Source organism: Arthrobacter sp. P4_F10 (genome assembly GCF_056401435.1).
In genome coordinates this window covers 1-20,390 of sequence record NZ_JBFUJJ010000024.1, presented here as the reverse complement: position 1 = coordinate 20,390, position 20,390 = coordinate 1, and the positions used below count along the sequence as shown (strand labels likewise).

At 64.7% G+C, this 20,390-nt stretch carries 23 protein-coding genes; 14 read left to right on the top strand and 9 right to left on the bottom strand.

Annotated elements, in window-relative coordinates:
- Window positions 1-48: 48 nt before the first annotated feature.
- Together AC1DR1_RS18125 and AC1DR1_RS18120 are read right to left on the bottom strand one after the other, a co-directional pair.
- Window positions 49-1,368, bottom strand: coding sequence for a UDP-glucose dehydrogenase family protein (locus AC1DR1_RS18125; protein WP_476993029.1), 1,320 nt, complete (start codon window positions 1,366-1,368; stop codon window positions 49-51).
- Window positions 1,369-1,436: 68 nt separating this feature from the next.
- Window positions 1,437-2,465, bottom strand: a complete 1,029-nt coding sequence (locus AC1DR1_RS18120) for a UDP-glucuronic acid decarboxylase family protein (RefSeq protein ID WP_476967131.1) — start codon at window positions 2,463-2,465, stop codon at window positions 1,437-1,439.
- Window positions 2,466-2,953: 488 nt separating this feature from the next.
- On the opposite strand from AC1DR1_RS18120, the gene AC1DR1_RS18115 reads away from it, so the two are divergent.
- The 3 genes from AC1DR1_RS18115 to AC1DR1_RS18105 all read left to right on the top strand — a co-directional run bounded on the left by AC1DR1_RS18115 (window position 2,954) and on the right by AC1DR1_RS18105 (window position 5,567).
- Window positions 2,954-4,315 carry an MFS transporter gene (locus AC1DR1_RS18115; RefSeq protein ID WP_476967130.1) on the top strand — a complete coding sequence of 454 codons (1,362 nt, stop codon included), beginning with the start codon at window positions 2,954-2,956 and terminating at the stop codon, window positions 4,313-4,315.
- 113 nt (window positions 4,316-4,428) lie between these two features.
- Window positions 4,429-4,842 (top strand): ester cyclase, encoded by a 414-nt coding sequence (locus AC1DR1_RS18110; protein WP_476967129.1) that lies wholly within the window; start codon window positions 4,429-4,431, stop codon window positions 4,840-4,842.
- Between the two features lie 305 nt (window positions 4,843-5,147).
- Window positions 5,148-5,567 carry an ester cyclase gene (locus AC1DR1_RS18105; protein WP_364747732.1) on the top strand — a complete coding sequence of 140 codons (420 nt, stop codon included), beginning with the start codon at window positions 5,148-5,150 and terminating at the stop codon, window positions 5,565-5,567.
- Window positions 5,568-5,750: 183 nt separating this feature from the next.
- Here AC1DR1_RS18105 and AC1DR1_RS18100 read toward each other — a convergent pair whose 3' ends face one another.
- Entirely contained in the window at window positions 5,751-6,830 is a 1,080-nt protein-coding gene (locus AC1DR1_RS18100) for a glycerophosphodiester phosphodiesterase family protein (protein ID WP_476993028.1), read from the bottom strand.
- Window positions 6,831-7,084: 254 nt separating this feature from the next.
- Between AC1DR1_RS18100 and AC1DR1_RS18095 the strand changes: the two genes are divergently transcribed.
- Window positions 7,085-8,581: an APC family permease gene (locus AC1DR1_RS18095; protein ID WP_476967127.1), complete on the top strand. Its 1,497-nt coding sequence runs from the start codon at window positions 7,085-7,087 to the stop codon at window positions 8,579-8,581.
- A 62-nt stretch (window positions 8,582-8,643) separates the two neighbouring features.
- On the opposite strand, the gene AC1DR1_RS18090 is transcribed toward AC1DR1_RS18095, so the two are convergent.
- Window positions 8,644-9,126 carry an SRPBCC family protein gene (locus AC1DR1_RS18090; RefSeq protein WP_476967126.1) on the bottom strand — a complete coding sequence of 161 codons (483 nt, stop codon included), beginning with the start codon at window positions 9,124-9,126 and terminating at the stop codon, window positions 8,644-8,646.
- A 131-nt stretch (window positions 9,127-9,257) separates the two neighbouring features.
- On the opposite strand from AC1DR1_RS18090, the gene AC1DR1_RS18085 reads away from it, so the two are divergent.
- The 4 genes from AC1DR1_RS18085 to AC1DR1_RS18070 all read left to right on the top strand — a co-directional run bounded on the left by AC1DR1_RS18085 (window position 9,258) and on the right by AC1DR1_RS18070 (window position 11,319).
- Complete coding sequence (locus AC1DR1_RS18085; protein WP_476967125.1) at window positions 9,258-9,737, top strand: DUF2975 domain-containing protein; 480 nt, start codon at window positions 9,258-9,260, stop codon at window positions 9,735-9,737.
- Window positions 9,737-9,943, top strand: a complete 207-nt coding sequence (locus AC1DR1_RS18080) for a helix-turn-helix domain-containing protein (protein ID WP_090955828.1) — start codon at window positions 9,737-9,739, stop codon at window positions 9,941-9,943. Before AC1DR1_RS18085 ends, AC1DR1_RS18080 begins: the two co-directional genes overlap by 1 nt.
- Window positions 9,944-10,236: 293 nt before the next feature.
- A complete protein-coding gene (locus AC1DR1_RS18075) occupies window positions 10,237-10,602 on the top strand; it encodes a hypothetical protein (RefSeq protein ID WP_476993027.1) in 366 nt (121 codons plus the stop codon).
- Between the two features lie 306 nt (window positions 10,603-10,908).
- Entirely contained in the window at window positions 10,909-11,319 is a 411-nt protein-coding gene (locus AC1DR1_RS18070) for a cupin domain-containing protein (RefSeq protein ID WP_476993026.1), read from the top strand.
- 55 nt (window positions 11,320-11,374) lie between these two features.
- Here the strand turns inward: AC1DR1_RS18070 and AC1DR1_RS18065 are convergent, their stop codons facing one another.
- From AC1DR1_RS18065 to AC1DR1_RS18055, 3 genes are all read right to left on the bottom strand, one after another.
- Complete coding sequence (locus tag AC1DR1_RS18065; protein ID WP_476967122.1) at window positions 11,375-12,535, bottom strand: flavin-containing monooxygenase; 1,161 nt, start codon at window positions 12,533-12,535, stop codon at window positions 11,375-11,377.
- Window positions 12,536-12,573: 38 nt separating this feature from the next.
- Window positions 12,574-12,873: a hypothetical protein gene (locus AC1DR1_RS18060; protein ID WP_229993902.1), complete on the bottom strand. Its 300-nt coding sequence runs from the start codon at window positions 12,871-12,873 to the stop codon at window positions 12,574-12,576.
- Between the two features lie 91 nt (window positions 12,874-12,964).
- Window positions 12,965-14,653 (bottom strand): helix-turn-helix transcriptional regulator, encoded by a 1,689-nt coding sequence (locus AC1DR1_RS18055; RefSeq protein ID WP_476993025.1) that lies wholly within the window; start codon window positions 14,651-14,653, stop codon window positions 12,965-12,967.
- 347 nt (window positions 14,654-15,000) lie between these two features.
- Here AC1DR1_RS18055 and AC1DR1_RS18050 point away from each other — a divergent pair, with 347 nt between their 5' ends.
- The 5 genes from AC1DR1_RS18050 (at window position 15,001) to AC1DR1_RS18030 (ending at window position 18,617) form a co-directional block, all read left to right on the top strand.
- Window positions 15,001-15,417 carry a hypothetical protein gene (locus tag AC1DR1_RS18050; protein ID WP_476993024.1) on the top strand — a complete coding sequence of 139 codons (417 nt, stop codon included), beginning with the start codon at window positions 15,001-15,003 and terminating at the stop codon, window positions 15,415-15,417.
- A 553-nt stretch (window positions 15,418-15,970) separates the two neighbouring features.
- The gene (locus AC1DR1_RS18045) at window positions 15,971-16,351 is read left to right on the top strand and encodes a VOC family protein (RefSeq protein WP_229993916.1); all 381 of its coding nucleotides are present in this window, start codon (window positions 15,971-15,973) and stop codon (window positions 16,349-16,351) included.
- Window positions 16,352-16,717: 366 nt separating this feature from the next.
- Window positions 16,718-17,644, top strand: a complete 927-nt coding sequence (locus tag AC1DR1_RS18040; RefSeq protein WP_229993905.1) for an endonuclease NucS domain-containing protein — start codon at window positions 16,718-16,720, stop codon at window positions 17,642-17,644.
- Window positions 17,645-17,899: 255 nt separating this feature from the next.
- Window positions 17,900-18,163, top strand: a complete 264-nt coding sequence (locus AC1DR1_RS18035; protein WP_229993906.1) for a hypothetical protein — start codon at window positions 17,900-17,902, stop codon at window positions 18,161-18,163.
- 163 nt (window positions 18,164-18,326) lie between these two features.
- Entirely contained in the window at window positions 18,327-18,617 is a 291-nt protein-coding gene (locus AC1DR1_RS18030) for a hypothetical protein (RefSeq protein ID WP_229993907.1), read from the top strand.
- A 21-nt stretch (window positions 18,618-18,638) separates the two neighbouring features.
- On the opposite strand, the gene AC1DR1_RS18025 is transcribed toward AC1DR1_RS18030, so the two are convergent.
- Together AC1DR1_RS18025 and AC1DR1_RS18020 are read right to left on the bottom strand one after the other, a co-directional pair.
- Window positions 18,639-19,379, bottom strand: coding sequence for an alpha/beta fold hydrolase (locus tag AC1DR1_RS18025; protein ID WP_229993908.1), 741 nt, complete (start codon window positions 19,377-19,379; stop codon window positions 18,639-18,641).
- 137 nt (window positions 19,380-19,516) lie between these two features.
- On the bottom strand, window positions 19,517-20,140 hold the full coding sequence (locus AC1DR1_RS18020; RefSeq protein ID WP_229993909.1) for an alpha-amylase family glycosyl hydrolase: 624 nt from the start codon (window positions 20,138-20,140) through the stop codon (window positions 19,517-19,519).
- 14 nt (window positions 20,141-20,154) lie between these two features.
- Between AC1DR1_RS18020 and AC1DR1_RS18015 the strand changes: the two genes are divergently transcribed.
- A partial coding sequence (locus AC1DR1_RS18015) for a hypothetical protein (protein WP_476993023.1) occupies window positions 20,155-20,390 on the top strand: 236 nt, incomplete at its 3' end.

Genomic DNA, 20,390 nt, shown 5'->3' with positions numbered 1-20,390 from the left:
CTCCTTGTTCGGTGAAGTGGGGATTGTCGTGGGGGCGTCCGGTGCGCGTCAGCGGGACGGCCGGCCCATGGCCCGGACTGTCCATCCGGCCGAACGCCAATGGTCGATGTCCAGGGTGTTTCTGGCGTCGAGGATGCGGGGTGAGGTGACCAGGCCCAAGAGGCGGGCTGGGTCCAGCTGCCGATACTGGGACCACTCAGTGAGGTGGACCGTGAGTTCGGCTCCTTCGAAGGCTTTGTCAGCTTCGTGGGTGTAGTTCAGCGTCGGATAGACGGCACGGGCGTTGTCCACCGCTTCCGGGTCGTGAACGCGGACGTGGGCCCCTTGGGCTTGCAGGGCTTTGGCGACCTTCAGCGCCTGGGAATCACGGACGTCGTCGCTGTTGGGTTTGAAGGCGGCACCCAGTACCGCGACGCGCCTGTTCATGAGCGATCCGCCGAGCATGTCCCGGGCCAGATCGACGGCGCTCGCCGGACGGCTGACGTTGATCCGATCTACGCTCTTGAGGAAATCGAGGCTCTCGCCCACGCCCAACTCCTCTGCGCGGGCCATGAAGGCACGGATGTCCTTGGGCAGGCAACCGCCGCCGAAGCCGACTCCCGGGGCGAGGAACCGGCTGCCGATCCGGGAATCGTGACCCAAGGCCGCCGCCAGGGGCATGATGTCAGCGCCGGCGGCCTCACAGATGTCTGCAATGGCGTTGATGAAGGAGATCTTGGTTGCGAGGAAGGCGTTGGCCGAGACCTTGACCAGTTCAGCAGTGGCCAGATCCGTGCTGATGAAGGGCGTCCCCGCCGCCAGCACCGGTGCGTACACGTCGCGAAGGATTGATTCGTCGTCGGCGGAGGTCACACCGATGACCAGCCGATCCGGGTGCAAGGTGTCTTCGACGGCGAACCCCTCCCGGAGGAACTCCGGGTTCCAGGCAACGTTTACGTGAGTCCCTGAGGGCGCCAACCGAGCGGCCATCTCGGACAATCTGGCGGCCGTTCCCACCGGCACCGTGGACTTTCCGACGAGCAGACACGGCTTTTTCAGATGGGGAGCAAGCCCCTGCACGACGGCGTCGACGAACCTCATGTCCGCGGCTGTGGAGTTGAGGGACTGCGGGGTTCCGACGCAGATGAAGTGAACGTCGCCAAAGCCGGCGGCCTCCTCCAGGGACGTCGAAAACTTCAGTCTTCCCGCGGCGATGTTCTCCCGCAGCAAGTCCTGCAGACCCGGTTCAAAGAAGGGCGTGAGGCCGCGGGAGAGTTGGTCGATCTTGGCGGCGTCAACGTCCACGCCCATCACATCGTGACCGAACGAAGCCATTCCGGCGGCGTGTACCGCACCCAGGTATCCCGTTCCAATGACGGTAATGCGCATAGTGAAGCTCCTTCAGGCAGGGGGTACTCAGCTAGTGAAGAGAATTGAGAGGCCCGCGAACGGTTAGCTCAGGCTGTTTTGGCCAGCGCCTCGGAATGGATGACGGATGTGGATCGGGCGCCTTCAAACTGGGCGCCGGCCACTGTCTCGGCGGCGGCACGCACCTCGAGCGGCTGCGATTGGAAGAAAGAGACCGTGCGGCGCAAGCCGACGCTTGTGGGCACCTGCGGCGTCCAGCCAAGCCGGGTTCCCGCGCGGCTGATGTCCGGCTGACGGCGGGTGGGATCGTCAATGGGCAGCCTGTGGAATTCGATGAAGGACTTGGATCCGGTAATCTCCAGGATTATTTCCGCCAGTTCCAGAACAGTGTGCTCCGCGGGATTTCCAAGATTAATGGGTCCGGGTTCGTCGCTCTGGAGCATGGCCACGATTCCGCGGACCAGATCATCCACATAGCAGAAACTGCGCGTTTGGGTGCCGTCTCCGTAGATAGTCAATGGTGCACCGTTGAGCGCCTGTGTGATGAAGCTGGACACCACCCGGCCGTCGCCGGGGCGCATGCGCGGTCCGAAGGTGTTGAAGATCCGAACAATGCCAACGTTTACGCCGCAGCTGCGCGCATATGCCATGGAGATGGCCTCAGCGAAGCGTTTTGCTTCGTCGTATACGCTGCGCGGGCCGATGGAATTGACGTTCCCCCAGTAATCTTCCGTTTGCGGGTGCACGGCCGGATCGCCGTACACTTCGGAAGTTGACGCCAGCACAAAGCGCGCGTCCTTTTTCAGGGCCAGCCGCAAGGCATGTTCCGTTCCACGGCTTCCCACTGCGAGTGTCTCCAGCGGTAGCCGGTGGTAATCGGGCGGTGAGGCCGGGCTGGCCAGGTGGGCGATGGCGTCCACGGGACCGTCAATCTCTATTCCCGTGCTGACGTCCGCATTGATAAAGGTGAACAGGGGATTGTCCTGGAACTGGTCAACGTTACTGAGTCTTCCGGTTGAAAGATCATCGACGCAAACAACCGTGGTTCCAGATTTCAGCAGCGCTTCACACAAATGGGACCCTAGGAAACCGGCACCCCCAGTGACGATAACTCGCATGTTAGTTCCTTACCGCTAACGGTTCGAATTGGTGAGCTTCATTGATATCGGCAGGAGTTTCCCTGGACGCGGTTGAACTATTTCTTGTGCCGCGTGAAGTGAAACCCTTATGACAACGAAGCTGAACGTCATCGAGAAATGAGACCGATCATCCCCAATGCACCGCGGGACCCGTTATTCCCCGCGATAACTCCAATAACCTGACAACTGCGAGCCTATGAACGGGATCACTCCCCAACACGAGTAGGCAGTACCCAAATTCAGGTAAGGCAATCCGAGGAACTACGTGGGCACACCTGCGCCGAGTACTCATATGGCCGTGGAGGCAGTACTTGGAGCAGGTAATTGGCTTCTCTATTTCGCGTAGCTTCGATGGCCCGCAACCGCCGGCCTGACGATCTTAGAGAGACGTCACGGCGCCCATCGCCGTCCCGCCACCAGCGTCGTGCAGTTGGCGGCTGTGGTACGCCGTAGGACAGACTGTTGCCGTGAGCAACTCTCCCCGGACGGGCCTCGCCGTCGCCGGACTCAGTCTCGGCACGTCGCTGAACCCGCTGAATTCCTCGATGATCGCCGTCGCCCTCGTGGTGCTGCGCGAGGACTTCGGGCTCGACGTCGCCACGGTCACCTGGGTGATCACCGCGTTCTACCTCACCTCCGCGGCTGGCCAGCCGCTCATGGGCCGGCTGGCGGACCGCTTCGGCCCGCGGCGGCTGTTCCTGCTGGGCATGGCACTGGTGGCCGTGACCTGCGCGCTCGCTCCCTTTGCCCCGAACTTCGCGCTGCTGTGCGTGGCGCGGGCTTTTATGGCCCTCGGCACCGCGACCGCCTACCCTAGCGCCGTCGTCATGGTCGCGGCGCTGGCCCGGGAGGCGAACGTGAAGTCCACGCGGCCGCTGGGCCGGATCCAGATGGCGAATACCTCGGCGGCTGCCGTCGGGCCCGTGGTGGGCGGCTTGCTGGTCTCCCTGGTGGGATGGCAGGCGCTGTTCCTGGTCAACGTCCCGCTCTCGCTGCTGGCAATCCTCGTTGTCCGGCGCTTTGCCCCGGCGGACAGTGCCCGGGAGCGCGGCCGGGTGTCGGAACTGGTGCGGGACTCGGACCTGCCCGGCATCGGGGCCTTCATCGGGGCCCTGGTGCTGGTGATGATGGCGCTGCTGAATGTCCTGCCCGCCTACCGGTGGTGGCTGCTTGGCGGAGGGCTGGTCCTCGCGGCGCTGTTCGCGTGGCGGGAGCTGCGGTTCAGCCCGCCCTTCCTGGACCTGCGGCTGCTGGGCCGCAACCGGCCGCTGCTGCTGGTCTACCTGGGCTTCGCGCTGTTCAACGGCGTCTACTACTTCGCCTTCTTCGGCCTGCCCCAGCTGCTGCAGACCGCCGGCGGATACGATCCCGGCGTCGTGGGCATCCTCATGCTGCCGCTCGCCGCGATTTCCGTGGTCGGGACGCCGTTCGCGGTCCGCGCGATCGACAGGTTCGGCGTGCGGCGGGTGCTGATCGCCGGCGTCGTGCTCCTCCTCGTCGCGTCGGCGGCGATGTGGCTGCTGACGGTGTCCCTCGCCGTTCCGCTGGTGCTGGCGCTGACCGCATTGCTGGGTGTGCCGTATTGCGTGGTCGCCATTTCCTCAAGCCAGGGCATGTACGTGTCCACCCGGCCGGAGGAGCGCGGGGTGGCCGCCGGGATCTTCCAGACCTGCCGCTACTTGGGCGCCATCACGGCCACCGTGCTGATCGGCATCTTCTACGGCAGCGGGGTGACCCAGGCGAACTGGGGTCTGATGGTATTCGTGATGCTGGGGCTGGGAGCGGTGGTGTTCATGGTGTCGCTGGCGTGGCGGGAGCGGCGGGCCTGAGGTCCTGCGGGCAGCCGGCGGCGGAGCTGGCCGCGGATGCGCGAGCCGTTGATGTGCCCTGGCCGGAGTGGGAAACTTGGGCTGCGGTCTCATCCACTTTTAAGGAGTCGGAAATGGCTGACGGGACTGGATTGATCAAACGGTTTTATACAGAGGTGATTGGGGACGGAAACCTGTCCCTCATCGATGAACTGGTGAGTGATGACTTTGTCGATCACGATCCCATGCCAGGACAATCGCCCGCCAAGGACGGGGTCGCGTTCTTCGTCAATACGATGCGGGCGGCCTTCCCGGATCTCAGGGCCAAGACCACCGAGCCTGTGCTGGTCGATGGCAATCTGGAGGCGCAATACGTGGTCCTGACCGGAACACATCAGGGAGACCTGATGGGCGTCGCGCCCAGCGGTCGCAGCGTCGAATTCAGCGGCGTTGACATCATCCGCATTGAAGGCGGCAAAGTCGTCGAGCACTGGGGAGCCACGGACACCATGACCCTCATGCAGCAGATCGGCGCCGTACCGGAGTAGGCAGCACCGAACTAAGCGGCAGCTAGGGGCCCTTCCGCGCGGAAGGGCCCCTAGCCGTCATGGTGTTTGTCGTGTCGCGGCTGGGCCGGGACCGGCGGTACTCAGGGCATCTTGACACCCTCGAAACCCCGGAATATCTTCTGCCTTAACGAGGCGTTTCGCCCAATCTCTACTGGAATCTCCACAGCAATTCTCGACGCTCCGCGCGGGCAGTTTCTGCCTGCCGAGGCGCCAGAAAAGGAGAGCCTCCTGGGGAATGGTCTGGGGGGATCTGGATTCGGTCTCTCGCCTACAAGGAGTCGGAAATGTCTGAAGGTGTTGGATTGATTGAGCGGTTTTACAAGGACGTCATTGAGAGCGGAAACCTCGCCCTCATTGATGAGCTGGCTGCGGACAGCTATGTGGATCACGAAGAGGGCCTCCCCGGGCAGCCGCCCGGCAAGGACGGCGTCAAGTACTTCGTGAACACAATGCGGACGGCTTTCCCGGACATCAAGGTTAAGGAGATCGAGCCCAAGGTGGCTGCCGGAAACCTGGAGGCGTGCCATGTGATTCTCACAGGAACGCATCGTGGCGAACTGGCCGGCATCCCGGCAACGGGCAAGAGCGTCGAATTCGATTGCACGGACATCATCCGTGTCGAGGAAGGCAAGGTGGCCGAGCACTGGGGCACCACGGACAACCTGAGCCTCATGCGGCAGATTGGCGCCGTGGCCGTTGCCTGAACAGGGCCTACGCACGCAGGGCCGACGCGCGCTCGCGGCCGGAAAGACCGCCGGCGGGCACAGAAAACAGGGCTGCCCACGTTTCATGGAAACGAGGACAGCCCTCCGTCCGCGGAGTTGGTCTGCGGAGAATTAATCGCGCAGCGCCCCCGGCGTTGTTCGGCGGCAGCCAGCCGTCGTCGTTTAGCTCGCGGTCGAGTATGCCTTCGGGAGCTTCAGGCCGCGCTCTTCCACGACGGTGCGCAGGCGGGTGGGGTAGTCGGTGATGATGCCGTCCACGCCGAGGTCCATCAGCCGTGTCATGTCCGCCGTGGTGTTGACGGTCCAGGGGATGACGGGCAGGCCCAGCTCGTGGGCTTCGGCGATCATCTCGGGGGTGACGGAGCGGAAGGTGGGGGAGACGACGTCGTACCCCTGGGCTGCCGTTGCCTTGGCGAGCGAACCGCCGTAGGTGTCGATGTCGATGCCGCCGAGGTTGGGGCTGGCGCCGGGCTGGCCGACCTCGAGCCAGGCGTCGCCGCTGGACAACGCGACGAGCGGCAGCTGCGGGGCGATCTTCTTGGTCAGGTTCAGCGAGGACCAGTCGAACGACTGCACGGTGCTGCGCTCGGCCATGCCGGCGGTGTAGATCTCCGTGACCACGGCCTTGGTCAGGGCCACCATGCCCTCGCCGCCGGACCGGCCGTCCTCCACCTTGGTCTCGATGTTGAAGCGGACCTTCTTGGCGTCGACGTCGTGGACCAGCTGGAAGACGTCTTTGAGCTCTGCGATCCGGTTGCCCTCGATGACGTCCTGCTCCGGGTACCCCTTTAGCTGGGTGAACCCGCAGTCCAGGGTCTTGATCTGGGCGAGCGACAGTTCGGCTACCCGGTCGCCGACATACGGGAAAGCCGCGTCGCCGGGAGCCGCCGGCGCGGTGTCGCGGCACTTGTCCGCCTGGATGGTGTCGTCATGCCAGACGATGACCTTGCCGTCGGAAGTCAGGTGGGTGTCCAGTTCCAGCGTGGTCACGCCGAGCTTCAGCGAGTTGGCGAATGCGGCCAGGGATTCCTCGGTCCACTCGCCGCGGCCCCCGCGGTGGGACTGCAGGTCAAAGGAGCCGTCGCTCTCGTTGGTCTTGATACCGGCTGTTGCCTCTGCGGCAACGGTTTCGGCAGAGTTCGACGACGGCGGGCCGGCTTCGGGGTTGGAAGCGGCGACGGCGGGGCTCGCCAACGAGGCGATGAGCGCGGCGGCGGCCGCTGCAATCAGGGGTGTGCGCATGGTGATGGTTTCCTCCTGGGTGACGGTTACCGGCGTTGTGCCGGCGACCCGACCACCGTAGGGAGGTGAGATGGACTGTGGTGTGCGGGGAGCTGGACCGCGGGTGAACACACAATGATGCGAGAGATGCACGGGTGGGCCCGCACCTTGGTGTTGCCAAACAGATCCGAGAAGATCACAGTGAAGTACGTCACATCGAGGCCGGGGGGCCGGCCGCGGCTCTCAGGGCCGTGTATCCGCGGTGGAGGTCAACCATGAGCACCACGTCCGACAAAGTCTTCGATGCCACTCCCGAGGGTGACGAACCCACGCTTAAACGGGTCCTTGGACCCAAGCTCCTGCTCCTGTTCATCGTCGGTGACATCCTCGGCGCCGGCGTCTACGCCGTCACCGGAACCATGGCCGGCACGGTGGGCGGCATCGTCTGGCTGCCGTTCCTGCTCGCTTTCGTCGTCGCGACCCTGACCGCATTCTCCTACCTGGAGCTGGTCACCCAATACCCCCAGGCAGCCGGCGCGGCGCTCTACACTCACAAGGCGTTCGGGATCCACTTCGTCACCTTCCTGGTCGCGTTCGCCGTCGTCTGCTCCGGCATCACCAGCGCCTCCACGTCTGCGAACGTCCTTGCCCAGAACTTCTTTGGAGGCCTGGCGATCAACGGCTGGATGGACATGCCCGGTAGGGAGGTGATCACCGCGGTTGCGTTGGGCTTTATGCTGCTGCTGGCGGCTATCAACCTGCGCGGCGTGGGCGAGAGCGTGAAGTTCAACGTTGTGCTCACCCTGGTCGAGGTGATCGCCCTGTGCATCGTGATCGGGGTCGGCTTCTACGTGATGGCCCAGGGAACAGGGAATCCCGCAGAGATCACCGTCTTCACCGACCACCAGGACAAGGGCCTGTTCCTGGCAGTCACGGCGGCCACGTCCATCGCGTTCTTTGCGATGGTCGGCTTTGAGGACTCCGTGAACATGGTCGAGGAAACGCAGAACCCCGAGCGGATCTTCCCGCGGACCATGCTGACCGGTCTCGGCATCGCCGTGATCCTCTACATGCTCGTGGCCGTTTCCGTGGTCAGCGTGCTCACGCCCACTGAACTCGAAGGGATCAGGGAGGCCGAAGGCGCCGCGCTCCTTGAGGTGGTGCACAAGGGGTCACCGGACTTCCCCATCGACAAGGTGTTCCCGTTCCTCGCGGTCTTCGCCGTGGCCAACACCGCCTTGATCAACATGCTGATGGCCAGCCGTCTGATCTACGGCATGGCCCGCCAGGACGTCCTGCCGCGGCCGCTGGGACGGGTGCTCCCCGGACGCCGGACGCCATGGGCCGGGATCCTGTTTTCCACCGTCCTTGCGCTGGGGCTGATCTGGTACGTCACCAGCGACCCGGAGAGCAATGTCGTGGCGAACCTCTCCGGCACTACGGCGTTCCTGCTGCTGTGCGTGTTCACCCTGGTGAACGTGGCCTGCGTTGTCCTCCGCGGCAAGAGGGACCCCAACCGCGAGGTGTTCTTCACCTCGCCGGGGCCGATGCCGATCGTCGCGGCCCTGCTGTGCGCCTTCCTCGCCGGACCATGGGTGGGCCGGCCCGTTATCCAGTACCAGATCGCCGGGGGACTGATGGCGATCGGCGTCGTGCTGTGGTTCATCACCTGGCTGATCAACAAGAGGACCAACACCAGGGCGGGCGAGCCGGTCGGCATGCAGAACATCGGCAAGGGCGATCAGGTCCCGCCGCCGCCACCCGGCCACTGACCACGTGGCGGACTGTGTGGCGGCCTGCGTGCGAGCCAGGTGCGCCATCCGGCCCTCATTTTCTAGGCGAGGGCGTCAGTAACCAAGCGCAGCTTCTCAAACGACTCAGTCCAGCCGCCGCGGTGCAGTTCAAGGCGTTCGTCCGTCAGGAACGGTCCCTGCGAGAGCACCAGGCGCGTGCCTTTGCCGGTACTCCCGAGCGAGAGATCGACGACGGTTTCCCGGTCGTCTGGCGTCGGTTCCTCCCAGCGGAATGTGTACACCAGATGCCAAGGCGGGTCGATTTCCAGGAACTCGCCTGAGAGGTGGAAGGGCTCGCCGTCGGGCGGCTTCATGGCGAATCGGTAGCGGCCGCCTTCGGCGAGGTTGAGTTCCGCCTCGGGAATGGTGAAGCCGCGCGGGCCCCACCACTTCACCAGTTCGGCCGGTTCCGTCAGCATCCTGAAGACTTCTTCCGGGGGAGCGGCGAGCGTGCACTCCAGGTTCAGGACCAGCCCGCCAGTTTGCTCATTCCCGATTGCCTCATTCCCCGATGACTCGTTCATTGTTCAACTCTGGCATCCTGCGGACGGTGGCGGAAGCGGATTGGGCTGGCAGCGGGCTGTCACGTCGGGAGCGTACGCAGAACAAATATTTGTCGATTGACTTTCGATAGTTAATGACCGAAACTCGATGCATGCAATTTACTCGCTTGGCAGTCATCGCCCTTCGGATCGTCCTGGTTGTGGCGTTCCTCCTGTTGGTCCTGTTCCAAGTCATGTCCCTCCCCGGGCAGTTCGCCCACATGGCGCAGGAGAATCCAGAGCGCGCTTCCCTGCAATGGCCGCTCACCATCTTCTCGATCCTGGAAGTTGCTTGCGTCCAGGTGATGATCGTGAGCACCTGGAAGTTGCTGACCATGGTCAAGGTCGGCAGCATCTCCAGTAACGAGGCACTGCGGTGGGTGGACGCGATCGTCTGGGCCATCGCCGCCGGATGGACCATGCTGGCGGCACTGTCCGCCTCCGTGGTCCTTAACGCGGATGACCCTGGCCTGCCGCTCCTGCTGTTCCTGCTGCTGGTGGCCGGCGCCGCGCTGGGCCTTGTGGTGGTAGTGCTGCGCGCGCTGCTCCGGCAGGCCACGGACCTCCGCACCGACATGGAAGCGGTGATCTGATGCCCATCGTGGTGCGCATCGACGTCGAACTGGCCAAACAAAAGATGAGCGTGGGGGAGTTCGCCGAACGCGTGGGACTCACCCCGGCGAACGTGGCGGTGCTGAAAAACGGCCGGGCAAAGGCTGTCCGCTTCAGCACCCTGGAAGCAATGTGCCGGGTCCTGAAGTGCCAGCCGGGTGACCTGCTGGAGTTCGTCGAGGAGTGATCGGGTGACCTGTGACGGCGGGCGTCCTCACAGGGTGCCAGTGAAACCGACCTCTGCCCGGCAGGTCGTGGAACTGCGTCGCTTCCGGGTAGTCAAGGACCCGGAAAAGGTCTTGTGCGCCGGGAAAGCCATGGTCCTAAATGCTCCTAGTCGTCACCCTCACACATGCGTAGAATCCACAATGTCCCTACTCGGATTCACCCGCGCTGGGCGTTGCGGGGACACGATGCCCAGGACGAGAAAGCGGTCAGTCAAACACCGATGGGCCTGATCGCAGAAATCAGGAGCACGCGATGAAAACAGTTCGAAACGTCGCAGCGGGCGCAGCATTAACGGCCGTTCTCGCCGGCGGCGGCATGTATCTCGCAATGGCCGCTCCGGACGGCGCGGCGACCTCCACCACACCGTCCGCTTCCCAGCACAAGGGCAGCCATCAATCCAACGGCATCACCGAGCAGCTGCTAACAGGTGACACTGCCGCACGTGTGGAAGCGGCAGTGACGGACGCCAACCCCGGGGCGACCGTCGTCCGTGTCGAAACCRATGCGGAGGGGGCTGCCTACGAGGCCCATATCCGGAAGGCCGACGGGACATCAGCGACAGTGAAATTGGACGCCTCGTTCAACGTCACGGGCACCGAAACCGGCAAACAACGCTAAGAACAGCGTGAACGCCCGCCGACCGCGGAGGGCAGGGCTGGCAGCCCTGCCGAGAGATCGGGACCCATCGTAAGGCTGGGTCCCGGCGCTGTTATGCCGTTCCGTCCTGGCGTAGGTGCGGACGCCAGTAAGCTGCACGGCATTGATCGGATCCGGATCCTGAGTAGCATTGCAGGCACTTTCAAGCTGAGGAGCGTCATGGACAGGTCCGATGATACGAACGCGCCGGCCACCGGCGTACAGGGCAGGGCGTACAAACTTGCAGCCGACGAGGGGACCGCCCTGTGGTTCACGAATGCATTGGTCTTGGTCAAGGCAGGCGGCCCGGAGACGAAGCAGCGGCTGACCATTACGGAGATTCTGCATCCGGCTGGCTACGCGCCACCGATGCACCGGCATCTGGTTGAGGATGAATCCTTCTACGTTATTTCGGGCACGGCTCTGTTCGAGAGCGACGGGCAGCGCTTCACCGTGCAAAAGGGCGATTTCGTCTTTCTTCCCCAAGGTTCCACCCACACATTTCTTGCCGGGCCGGAAGAGGCCTTCCGCAGCCTCGTGATCACCGTGCCGGCCGGCTTTGAAACTTTCGCCGCCGAGGCAGGAGCGCCGGCAGGCCGCAGGGAACTGCCGGAACCTGCACCCATCGACGGCGAGGCACTAACCGCGATCGCTGCACGCCACAACATCGAGATCATCGGGCCGCCGCTCACCACCTGACAACGGCGAGATTGTCCCCGACCTTGAATTCGACAACGACTTCCCGACAACTGCGTTATGCCGCCAGCCCGCTCGGTACCTCCGCTGCGTGCTGCGGAGCCCGGGTGGCGGCCAGCCGCTTCGCCAGGTATTTGGCGTCCCGGCACACGCCGGGGAGGGTTTCAGATGCTGCGGCGAAGATGAGGTCTTTCCCCAGGAGGTACAGGCCCGGCAGGGCATCCACGATCCCGCGGTGCTGCTGCTCCCGCCAGTTCGCGGGCAGGGCCGGGATGTCCAGCCATGGGTAGGCCTCGGTGAAGCCGGTGCACCAGATGACGTTCGCCACTGGAAGGCTCTGGCCGTCGTCGAGTATTACTTCGCCGTCCTGGACTCCGGTGACCCGCGGCACCAGGTGGACGCCGGCGGCGCTGAGGTCCGCGAGCTTGGTGCGGATCAGCGGTGTAGCCATGGCAGCCATCTTGGGCAGCACCTTGCGCCCGACCGGTGTGTTGGTGTTCAGCACGTGCATCCCGGCGAAGCGGACCACCGGGATGAAGAAGCGGGCCGCGGTCCGGCCGTGCCGGAACGGGATCTCGGCACTCGGCTTGCCGGCCAGCCAGGTTTCATGGGTGCGGCTGGTCTCCAGGGCGATCTCCGCTCCGGAGTTGCCCACCCCCACTACCAGGACGGGACCGGGCTTGAGCTGGGCCGGGTTCTTGTAGCTGTGGGAGTGGATCTGCACGACGTCGGACGGCAGTTCAGCCGCAAAGCCCGGCGTCTTGGGCAGCTGGCAGGCGCCGGTGGCGAGGACGACGTTCGCCGCCGTCCAGCGCTGCGCGCCGGCCATGACGTGGAACCGCTGCCCGTCGTGGCTCAGCCGGGTGACGGCCGTGTTGGGCCGGACCGGCAGGTGGAACCGGGCGGCGTAGTCCTCCAGATAGTCCGCCTGCTCGTCCTTGGTGGGGAAGGCGAGGCGGTCGCCGGGGAAGGGCCGGCCGGGCAGACCGTTGTACTTGGCGGGGGTGAACAGGCGCAGCGAGTCCCAGCGGCTCCGCCACGCGTCGCCAACCCGTGTGCCGGCGTCGAGAATGACAAAGTTCCGGTGCTGCTGCGCCAGGTAGTAGCCCAGCGCCAGGCCGGACTGTCCGGCACCGATGATGACGGTGTCGACGGCGCCAATGCCGACTATGCCAGTGCCGACGGCGCCGCGGGTGTCAGTTGCTGGGGTGGTGTTCATGGTGGTCCCTTCTTGGTGTTGCATGTGCAGTGGGGTGGTTATGAACGTTGTGACTGCTGTGGCGCCGGGTGGCCGGCGGGTCCGGACCGGAAGCTCAGGTACCAGATGAGCAGCAGCGCGGAGGCGACGACGTAGAAGGAGTGCAATAGCCAGATCGGCCCCGGAGGGAGGCTGAAGACGTACACGGAGTGCACTGCGTTGGCGACGTTGCTCAGCGCGAGGTAGCCGAGGCTGTAGGAGTCAAGATCCCTCGTGCGTAGTGCCTTGAGCAGCATGGGCAAGTAGCTCACCGCGAAGAGGCCGGTGGAAACCATTCCTGCGAGCACTGAAACGTTCATGCCATTAACGCTATTTTTCGCCGCATCGCGGCGAATCGGGCGAATCACCCATTTCCCGGGGAGAAATCCGGCGGGCGGGGAATGGGTAGTTTTATGCAGGGCGGGAGGTCAGGGCGAGTCCGTGCTGGTAGGCGTAGGCCGTGACCGCGGCTCGGGAGGTCAGGCCCAACTTGGTGAAGATATTGCTCAGGTGCCGGGCCACCGTTTTTTCGCTGATGAACAGCTCGGAAGCAATGTTTCGGTTGCTCAGACCGGTGGAGACGAGCTGGACCACTTCGGTTTCGCGTGCGGTGAGCGGCCCGGCGGCGGCGGCGTGATGAACGTCGTTCCCGGTGGTTGGCGCCGGGGCTGTCCGGGCGTCCGGCGCGACGGGCACCGATTGCTCAAGCTCCGAGAGCGCCGGCGCGGCGCGCAGCTCGGAAAATACTGCCCGGGCCGCCTCAAGTTCCAGCCGGGCGGATTCCTCATCGCCGAGCGCGGCGCACAGCCTGGCCAGGAGGGCGCGGCAGCGGGCCGCTTCGAACGGTGCGTCGAGGCTGAGCCAGCGGGACCACGCGCGGCGAAGCGGGACCAGGGCAGCCTGAAGGTCGCCTTCGTGGAACAGGACAGAGGCCTCGGACTGCTCGGCGAGGGCGTGCAGCAGGGGCATGTCGATCGAGGCGCAGAGCGAAGCCAGTTCCTCCGCGGCAGCCCGTGCTGCCCGTGCGTCGCGTGCTGCCAGTTCGATTTCCACCCGGGCGGCGAGCATCTGGCGCCGGTACGTGGGGTCGGCGCCGTCCATAGCCTGCCGGAGCAGGGACTGGGCCTGGTCCGGCTTGCCCTGGGCCAGACGCAGGAGCGCCAGCCCGGGCTGCGGGGGGAAACCGGTCTCCTGAGCGTGCAGGTAGGAGGCCTCGGCGGCGTCGAAGTCGCCCCGGAGCCGTTGGATTTCGCCCTGTTCGTAGAAGCCGCCGTAGGTGGCCAGCAGGTCGCCGCGGAAGGCGAGGTCCTGCGCCATCTGGGCCGCGTCGATCGCCTCGGTCCAGGCGCCGTGCAGCCGGTACAGCTCGGCCCGGTGCATCTGGCATTGGCCGCTGAAGGCCACCAGGTTCTGCTGCGCGTCGCACCACCGGTCCAGCGCCCGTGTCCACTCGTGGGCACGGCGCAGGTCGAAGGCCAGAAGGCAGGTTCCGATCACTGCGCAGTAGATGATCCCGGCCGGGACCGGCGAGATCTCCCCCACGGTGACGGCGACCATGGCTTCGTCGAGCAGGGCCAGGCCGTCCTCGAGCCGGCCCAGCATGATCCTTGCCTGCCCGAGACCCAGCAAACCGAGGGCCGCCGCGTCAGCGTCGCCACGTTCCCGTCCGAGGTCAGCGGCCCGGGTGAAGGCCTCCGCGGCGGCGGCGCCGTCGCCTCGGTAGAGGGCGCCCAGCCCGGCAGGGACGAACAGCATGCCCTCGAAGGGGCAGGGCTCGGGCAGGTCCTCGACGATCCGGTGGGCACGGGCGAGCCAGCCGGCGCTGCGGGCCGCCTCGCCCAGCAGCATGAGGTTCAACCCGGACCAGGCGGCGCAGCGGGCGGCGGCGTCGTAGTCGCCTTCGGCGAGGTACTTCAGGTGCGCCCGGGCCAGGATGTCCACTCCCTCGGAGCCCCGGCCGGTGAGGATGACGGAGGTGGCCAGCTGTTCCAGATCGCTGGCCGGCAGTTCGGCGTCGTGGTCGGCAGCGGTGTACTGCCCTACGGCGTCCGGCCAGCGCCGTTCGGCATAGGCCTCCCGGCCGTGTGCGAGTGTAGACATCGCGCCTCCACGTTCCCGGTGGCGGGTCTGAGCCGGTGGGCGCTGCCCGGCCCGGCACTCGCGGAACCGGTGGTGGGCGGCGCGGCCCGTCATCTGCTTTTCAGGCTACCGCCGGGGTTAAGGGGCGGCAAGGTGCGGGGACCCGTCGGGTGATGCAGTTGCCCTCGGGCTCCAAGCCCGGTGAGGTCATCGCGGCCATGGGCCCGGTGGCGAATTCTCAGGGCATACTGCTGGCCGTGATCCTGGAGCCATAAATCCGCCGCGCTTCCATAGAGGATCGGGAGGACAATTGTGCGTAGTGAACCAGGTCCAGGCGTTCAGCCAGGGCCTTCAACGGGAGAGCTGACATGGATGATTTCGTCGCTTACCTTGATACTTCGGAGGTCCRCTCCGGCAAACTTGAGGAACTCAAGACAGCCATGGCAGAACTCGCCGCGTTCGTTGAACAGAATGAGCCTCGGATCATCTCCTACAGCGTCTGTTTCTCAGAGGACGGCTCCACCATGAGTGTCCTCCATTTCCATCCTGATCTGGCCTCGTTGGAGTTCCACATGAAAGTGGCGGGGCCTAAGTTCCCGCCAGTTGCGCCGCTTATCAAGATGAAGTCGATCGAAATCTTCGGCCGCCCAAGCGAGGACCTCGTGGCGCAACTTCGAGAGAAGGCACAGCTCCTCGGCACCGGATCCGTCATTGTCCGTGACGTTCACGCCGGCTTCGCCCGTTTTACCCGCGGCCAGCTTTCTTTGCCGTATGCCGGTTCCTGACCGGACATTTCAGGAATCTCATTTCCAAGGTTCTCTCGGTGCACTCCACACCCAAAAATCGTCCAGGGCGGGCCCCAAAGTCTTTGCCTCATCTTATGGGCGGCACTGCTTCGAAACCGCGATGGACATCACGGAACAGGCTAACGTCGATGCCCTTTCACTGATGATCAATTCGACGGGCAGCGTGCTCCCGCATCTCCAAGGAGCAGCCACACTGTTCGCGGGAACCGGCCACAGGTTAGCAAGTGCAAGTGCCGGCATCAGCGAGACGCCACTCCGGGCTGAGCGCGAGGACCTCGTTGGGGGCCGGCATATGACCTTTCAACCGGATGCCGTGCACCCTGTTTCAGCAGACCCAAATCGGTCCATAATGTCCACATAACTTCGGGAACCCCTCACGCTGGTGATAGGTGGCGCGGCGTTGAAGAGTCCCAAGTGGCTGCCCCGGCTCGGCGCAAGGGGCGGTCACGGGCTCCGGACAAGGATTCCGGGGACCGAAACCGGGGGGAGCATCGCCATCACTGCGGTCATCGACGCACTGAAGGGAATCATCATGCTCAAGGATTCAAACATCATCGCTGTCCTCCCCGCGAAGGACATCAACAGGGCGAAGGAGTACTACCGGGACAAGCTGGGAATGGAACCCTCCGAATCCATGGAGGAAGGCAGCGTCATGTACAGCTGCGGCCAAGGAACGCGCTTCCTCGTTTACCAGACAGACAATGCCGGGTCAGCCAAGAACACCCAGATGGGCTGGGAAACGGACAATCTCGAACGCGAGATGGAGGAACTGCGAGGCCGCGGCGTCGTCTTTGAAGATTACGATTTTCCCGGCCTGAAGACGGAGAACGGCATTGCCACCGCTGACTGGGGGAAGGCAGCCTGGTTCCTGGACAGCGAGGGCAACATCATCAACATCTCCCAGCGCGCGTAGGCCGGATGCCCCGATGCGCTATCACCTACGGTCGTTCTGATAGCTGAGACCAGCTGTTTAGCAGCTACAAGTGATAGCGCAACGGGTGTTCCCCGTGGAAACGTGGGCGGTCACGAACAGAATGGCCTCAGTCGCGCAGCACCCAGACCGCGTTGTTCGGCTGCAGCCAGCCGTCTTCGGCCAGCGGAGCGACGGTGAGCCTGCTCCTGGGCCTTGGTCCCCTGAAAACTCCGCTCCGCTGTGGGCAACTGCTCCAACCGCTGCTTACAGACGAGGGGAAGCCTCAGGCCAGAGGCCGCCGCATGCGATAAGTTCAGGTGGAACCGCACGCGGCCCCGTCCAGGGGGCATCAGGACATGGAGAACAATGACGACAGCATGGATGGTCCGGCAGGGCAGAGGTGGCCTGTTCGCCGAAGACATGATCGAGGCCGGATACATGGGAGTCGACTTTGTCGGCGACTATGACCTCACCCCGCATCTGGGCGAAGGGCCGGACTCTTTCCGCTCCGCCGTGGTCCAGGTGTTCCTGGGGCAGGAACCGGACAAGGGCAAGGTCGCGGCCGGTCTCGCCGCCGGCAATCTGTGGTGGGCCTGCGAAGGGATCGTCGAAGGCAACCTCGTGCTGGCACCCAAACCTGACCGCACCTACCAGTACGGCGTCGTGACCGGCGGGTACGAATACCACCCGGGCACGGATCTGCCACACCGGCGCCGGGTCGACTGGAAGGGCTCGTTCAGCAAGGACGACATGAGCCCCGCCTTGGCATCATCTGCCAGGTCGATCATGACGGTGTTCCAGCTGGCCGCCCACACCGTAGAGCTGGCGGCGCTCACTCAGCTCACCGATGCCGCCCAGCCTATAGCCCAGGCGATCTCCTCCCAGGTCGAGGACCAGCTCGCGTTCCAGATGGAGAAGCAGCTCGAAGACTTCCTGGTCCACAACTGGCGCAGCACAACGCTCGGCCAGGACTATGACATCTACGAAGAGGACGGCCAACTCAAAGGCCAGCAGTACCTCACCGACACCGGGCCCATGGACATCCTCGCGATCAGCAAGGACCGGACCCGGCTGCTCGTGATTGAACTCAAGCGCGGTCGCGCCAGTGACGCCGTCGTCGGCCAGATCCAGCGCTACATGGGCTACGTCCAGGAAGCATTGCTCGAACCTGGGCAGTCCGTTGAAGGCGTCATCATCGCGCAGGAAGATGATCTGCGGATCCGCCGTGCACTGTCCATCGCCCGGAACATCCGGTTCATGAAGTACCGGGTGGAGTTCCATCTGGAGGCGTAGCCCGGCAGGCGTAAAGGGGGCCGGCGACGGCTGGAGTGGGCGCACAAACAGGTGAGCGCCCTCGCCGCCGGCCCCGGTATCCAAACCACGTTTCAATCCGAAACCCCCAGCACCGGGGATGCCGCCGGTACGCTCCACATTAGGACGAAGACCGTGCACGGCATACGAGTGGCCGGTACTCGCTTCCGGGCACTTTTCTGAACTGTCCTCGCGTGCTTACACTCTTCTCTTGCCCGATTCGAGATGAGGACCACCATGGCCGCCGCAGACTACTTCGTCCACCGCCACCACGACACCGAAATCCCCGAAGACCACCTCGACATCTGGCGTGCAATTCCGACCGGTGGTTTTGACGATCAGCCGAGCGTCCAGATCAATCAGGCCGACGGCGTGACGGCCTCGGTCAGCTACCGGACGGATGATGCCCGGGCTCTGGCCCGCGCCATCCTGGAGGCGGCAGGAGTCGATCCACGGGAAGCCTTCACCGGGGACCTGCCTGAACTGTACGCCGGCTGCTAACGTCGTCGACCGCCGGTCGGACGCACCTTGGTTATGGAACGAACCCGTTGCCCCAGGACGCCGCGCCGTGGGTTCGATCCGGAGCTGGCGGTGCAGACGTGTCCTCGAAGACACGCCGCTCTGTCTCCGCAAAGCTGTCGGTGCCCAGGAGGACCATGGACTCATGACCGCTCCAACAGTGGAGGCGGCGATCCATGAACTGATGGATCTCGCCTGGAATGTTGTCTATCACCTGCTCGAGGAGCAGGGCCTGCTCGGCGACGGATTGTTGGTCGATGAGTACACAGGGATCCACTCCTGGCTGGACGGACCGACCCGGTACACCGTGGTCCACTCCCGGACGGTGGCGGTCCTGTTCGTCGAGACACGGCCCGTGGACGCCATCGCCTTCCGTCACGATCTCCTGGGCGCAGCCGACGTTGCAGGCTTCTTCAAACTTCCGGGCAGCTGCTGACGGTCCGGTCGGTCCTCCTCATTACTCCTGAGAGAGCCAAGCCGATACCGTGGCGTTGAACCACTCCGGGCGTTGAAGGGGGATTCCGTGGCCACACCCATCCACAACCTCCAAGTCGCTTCCAGGTAGGGCGGCATGGATCGCAGCGGCAGAGTCACGCATCAGCCTCCGTTCACGCTGACCCACCATCACGAGGGCTTCCCCAGGGAAGCGGGACCAATTCTCAGGCAATGCGAAGCGCAGGTTCTCCCCGACGGCGGCCGTCAAGGTCGCCTTCGTTATGCCTGCACTGGTGTCGATGTACTGCTCCATCAGCTCTGGGGGTATGAACAGCTGCCGGGCCTGCAGGCGGGCAAACCATCTCCTCCGGGCAAGTGGCGCGCTCAAACCGAGAATGCCCAGGGTGAGGCCACCGTACGCCATCGGCTTCGCTTGGGCACTGACGACCATAACTCGGCTCACCAGAGGCGTATGTTGAGCCGCCAGACCGATGGATAGCTGGGCCCCGAGCGAGAAGCCGATCACTGCTACTGGCGAACCAACCCGTTGCAACACCAAGTCGGCCAGGGCATTTACGGTCGCGGAATGCGAGATGTACTCCTCGCTGGAGCTCTCTCCGTGCCCCGGGAGGTCGGGGACGATCACACGGTGCCGGTCTTCCAGGCTACGGCTCAGGGATTGCCACATCCAACCGGCGACGCCACCACCGTGCAGGAGCAAGACAGGAGGTGCGCTCTCTGGTCCGTACTGGTTCGTGTGCACCGGCTTATGCTTTCACGTTCCCAGCGCCTGCTACGTCTCTGAGAATACGAATTGGCCACCACTCCAGTAACACTGTGCGCCCTAATCGACTTCCTCAGAACCTGACCGTCCTAACCCAGATTCAGGCCGCCGGACCTTTAGTCCTTCAGCACCCAGGCAGCGTTGTTCGGTTGCAGCCAGCCGTCCTCCGCCAGGGGCGCGGCGCTGAGCAGCACGGTGCCGGCCGGGAGTTTGACCGGTTCGGTTCCCATCGCGACGGCGACGAGGAAGTGCGCGTTGCGTTCGCAGATGAGGAGGTTTCCGGCCTCGACACGCCAGCTGCCGCCGTCGTCCGCGGTGAAGACTTCGTTTTTCCACAACTGCCGGCGCAGCTCCAGCGCCGTCTTGGTGATGTTCAGGGAGGAGCCCGGAACCTGTTCCTGTTGCTCGATGGCATGGGTTCCCCAGCCAGCCGGGATCGGGAGCCACGGATCCGCGGCGGGTTCAGCGAGCGAGAAGCCATGGCTCATCGCCGCATCCGCGGTCCAGGGCAGCGGCACGCGGGCGCCGTCGCGGCAGACGCCGCCGCGGGCCCACATCGGATCCGCCCGTGCCTCCACCGGGACGTCGACCTCGGGCAGCCCGAGCTCCTGGCCCTGGTAGAGGTACGCCGCGCCGGGCAACCCGAGCAGAGCCACGAGGGCCGCGCGGGCCCGGACGCTGCCGAGCTCGCCGCCGCCGAACCGGGTGGAGCGGACAATGTCGTGGTTTCCAGCGCCCACGTCGGGGCGGCACCGTGCAACTGCCGGGCGGCCTCGAGCTCGGTCCCAACGGTTGCCCACGCGTATGCGTCCCAGCCGAGCTTCACGAACGCGAACGCGAAGGCCTGCTGCATCTCGTCGGCGCGGGTGTAGCGGGCGGCGCGGGCCGGTTCCAGGTTGACCTCGCCCACCAGCAGCCGGTGCGGCTCATACTTCTCGGCCAGGGTGCGCCAGCGGCGGTAGACCTCGTGCACGTCCTCCTGGTCCGAGA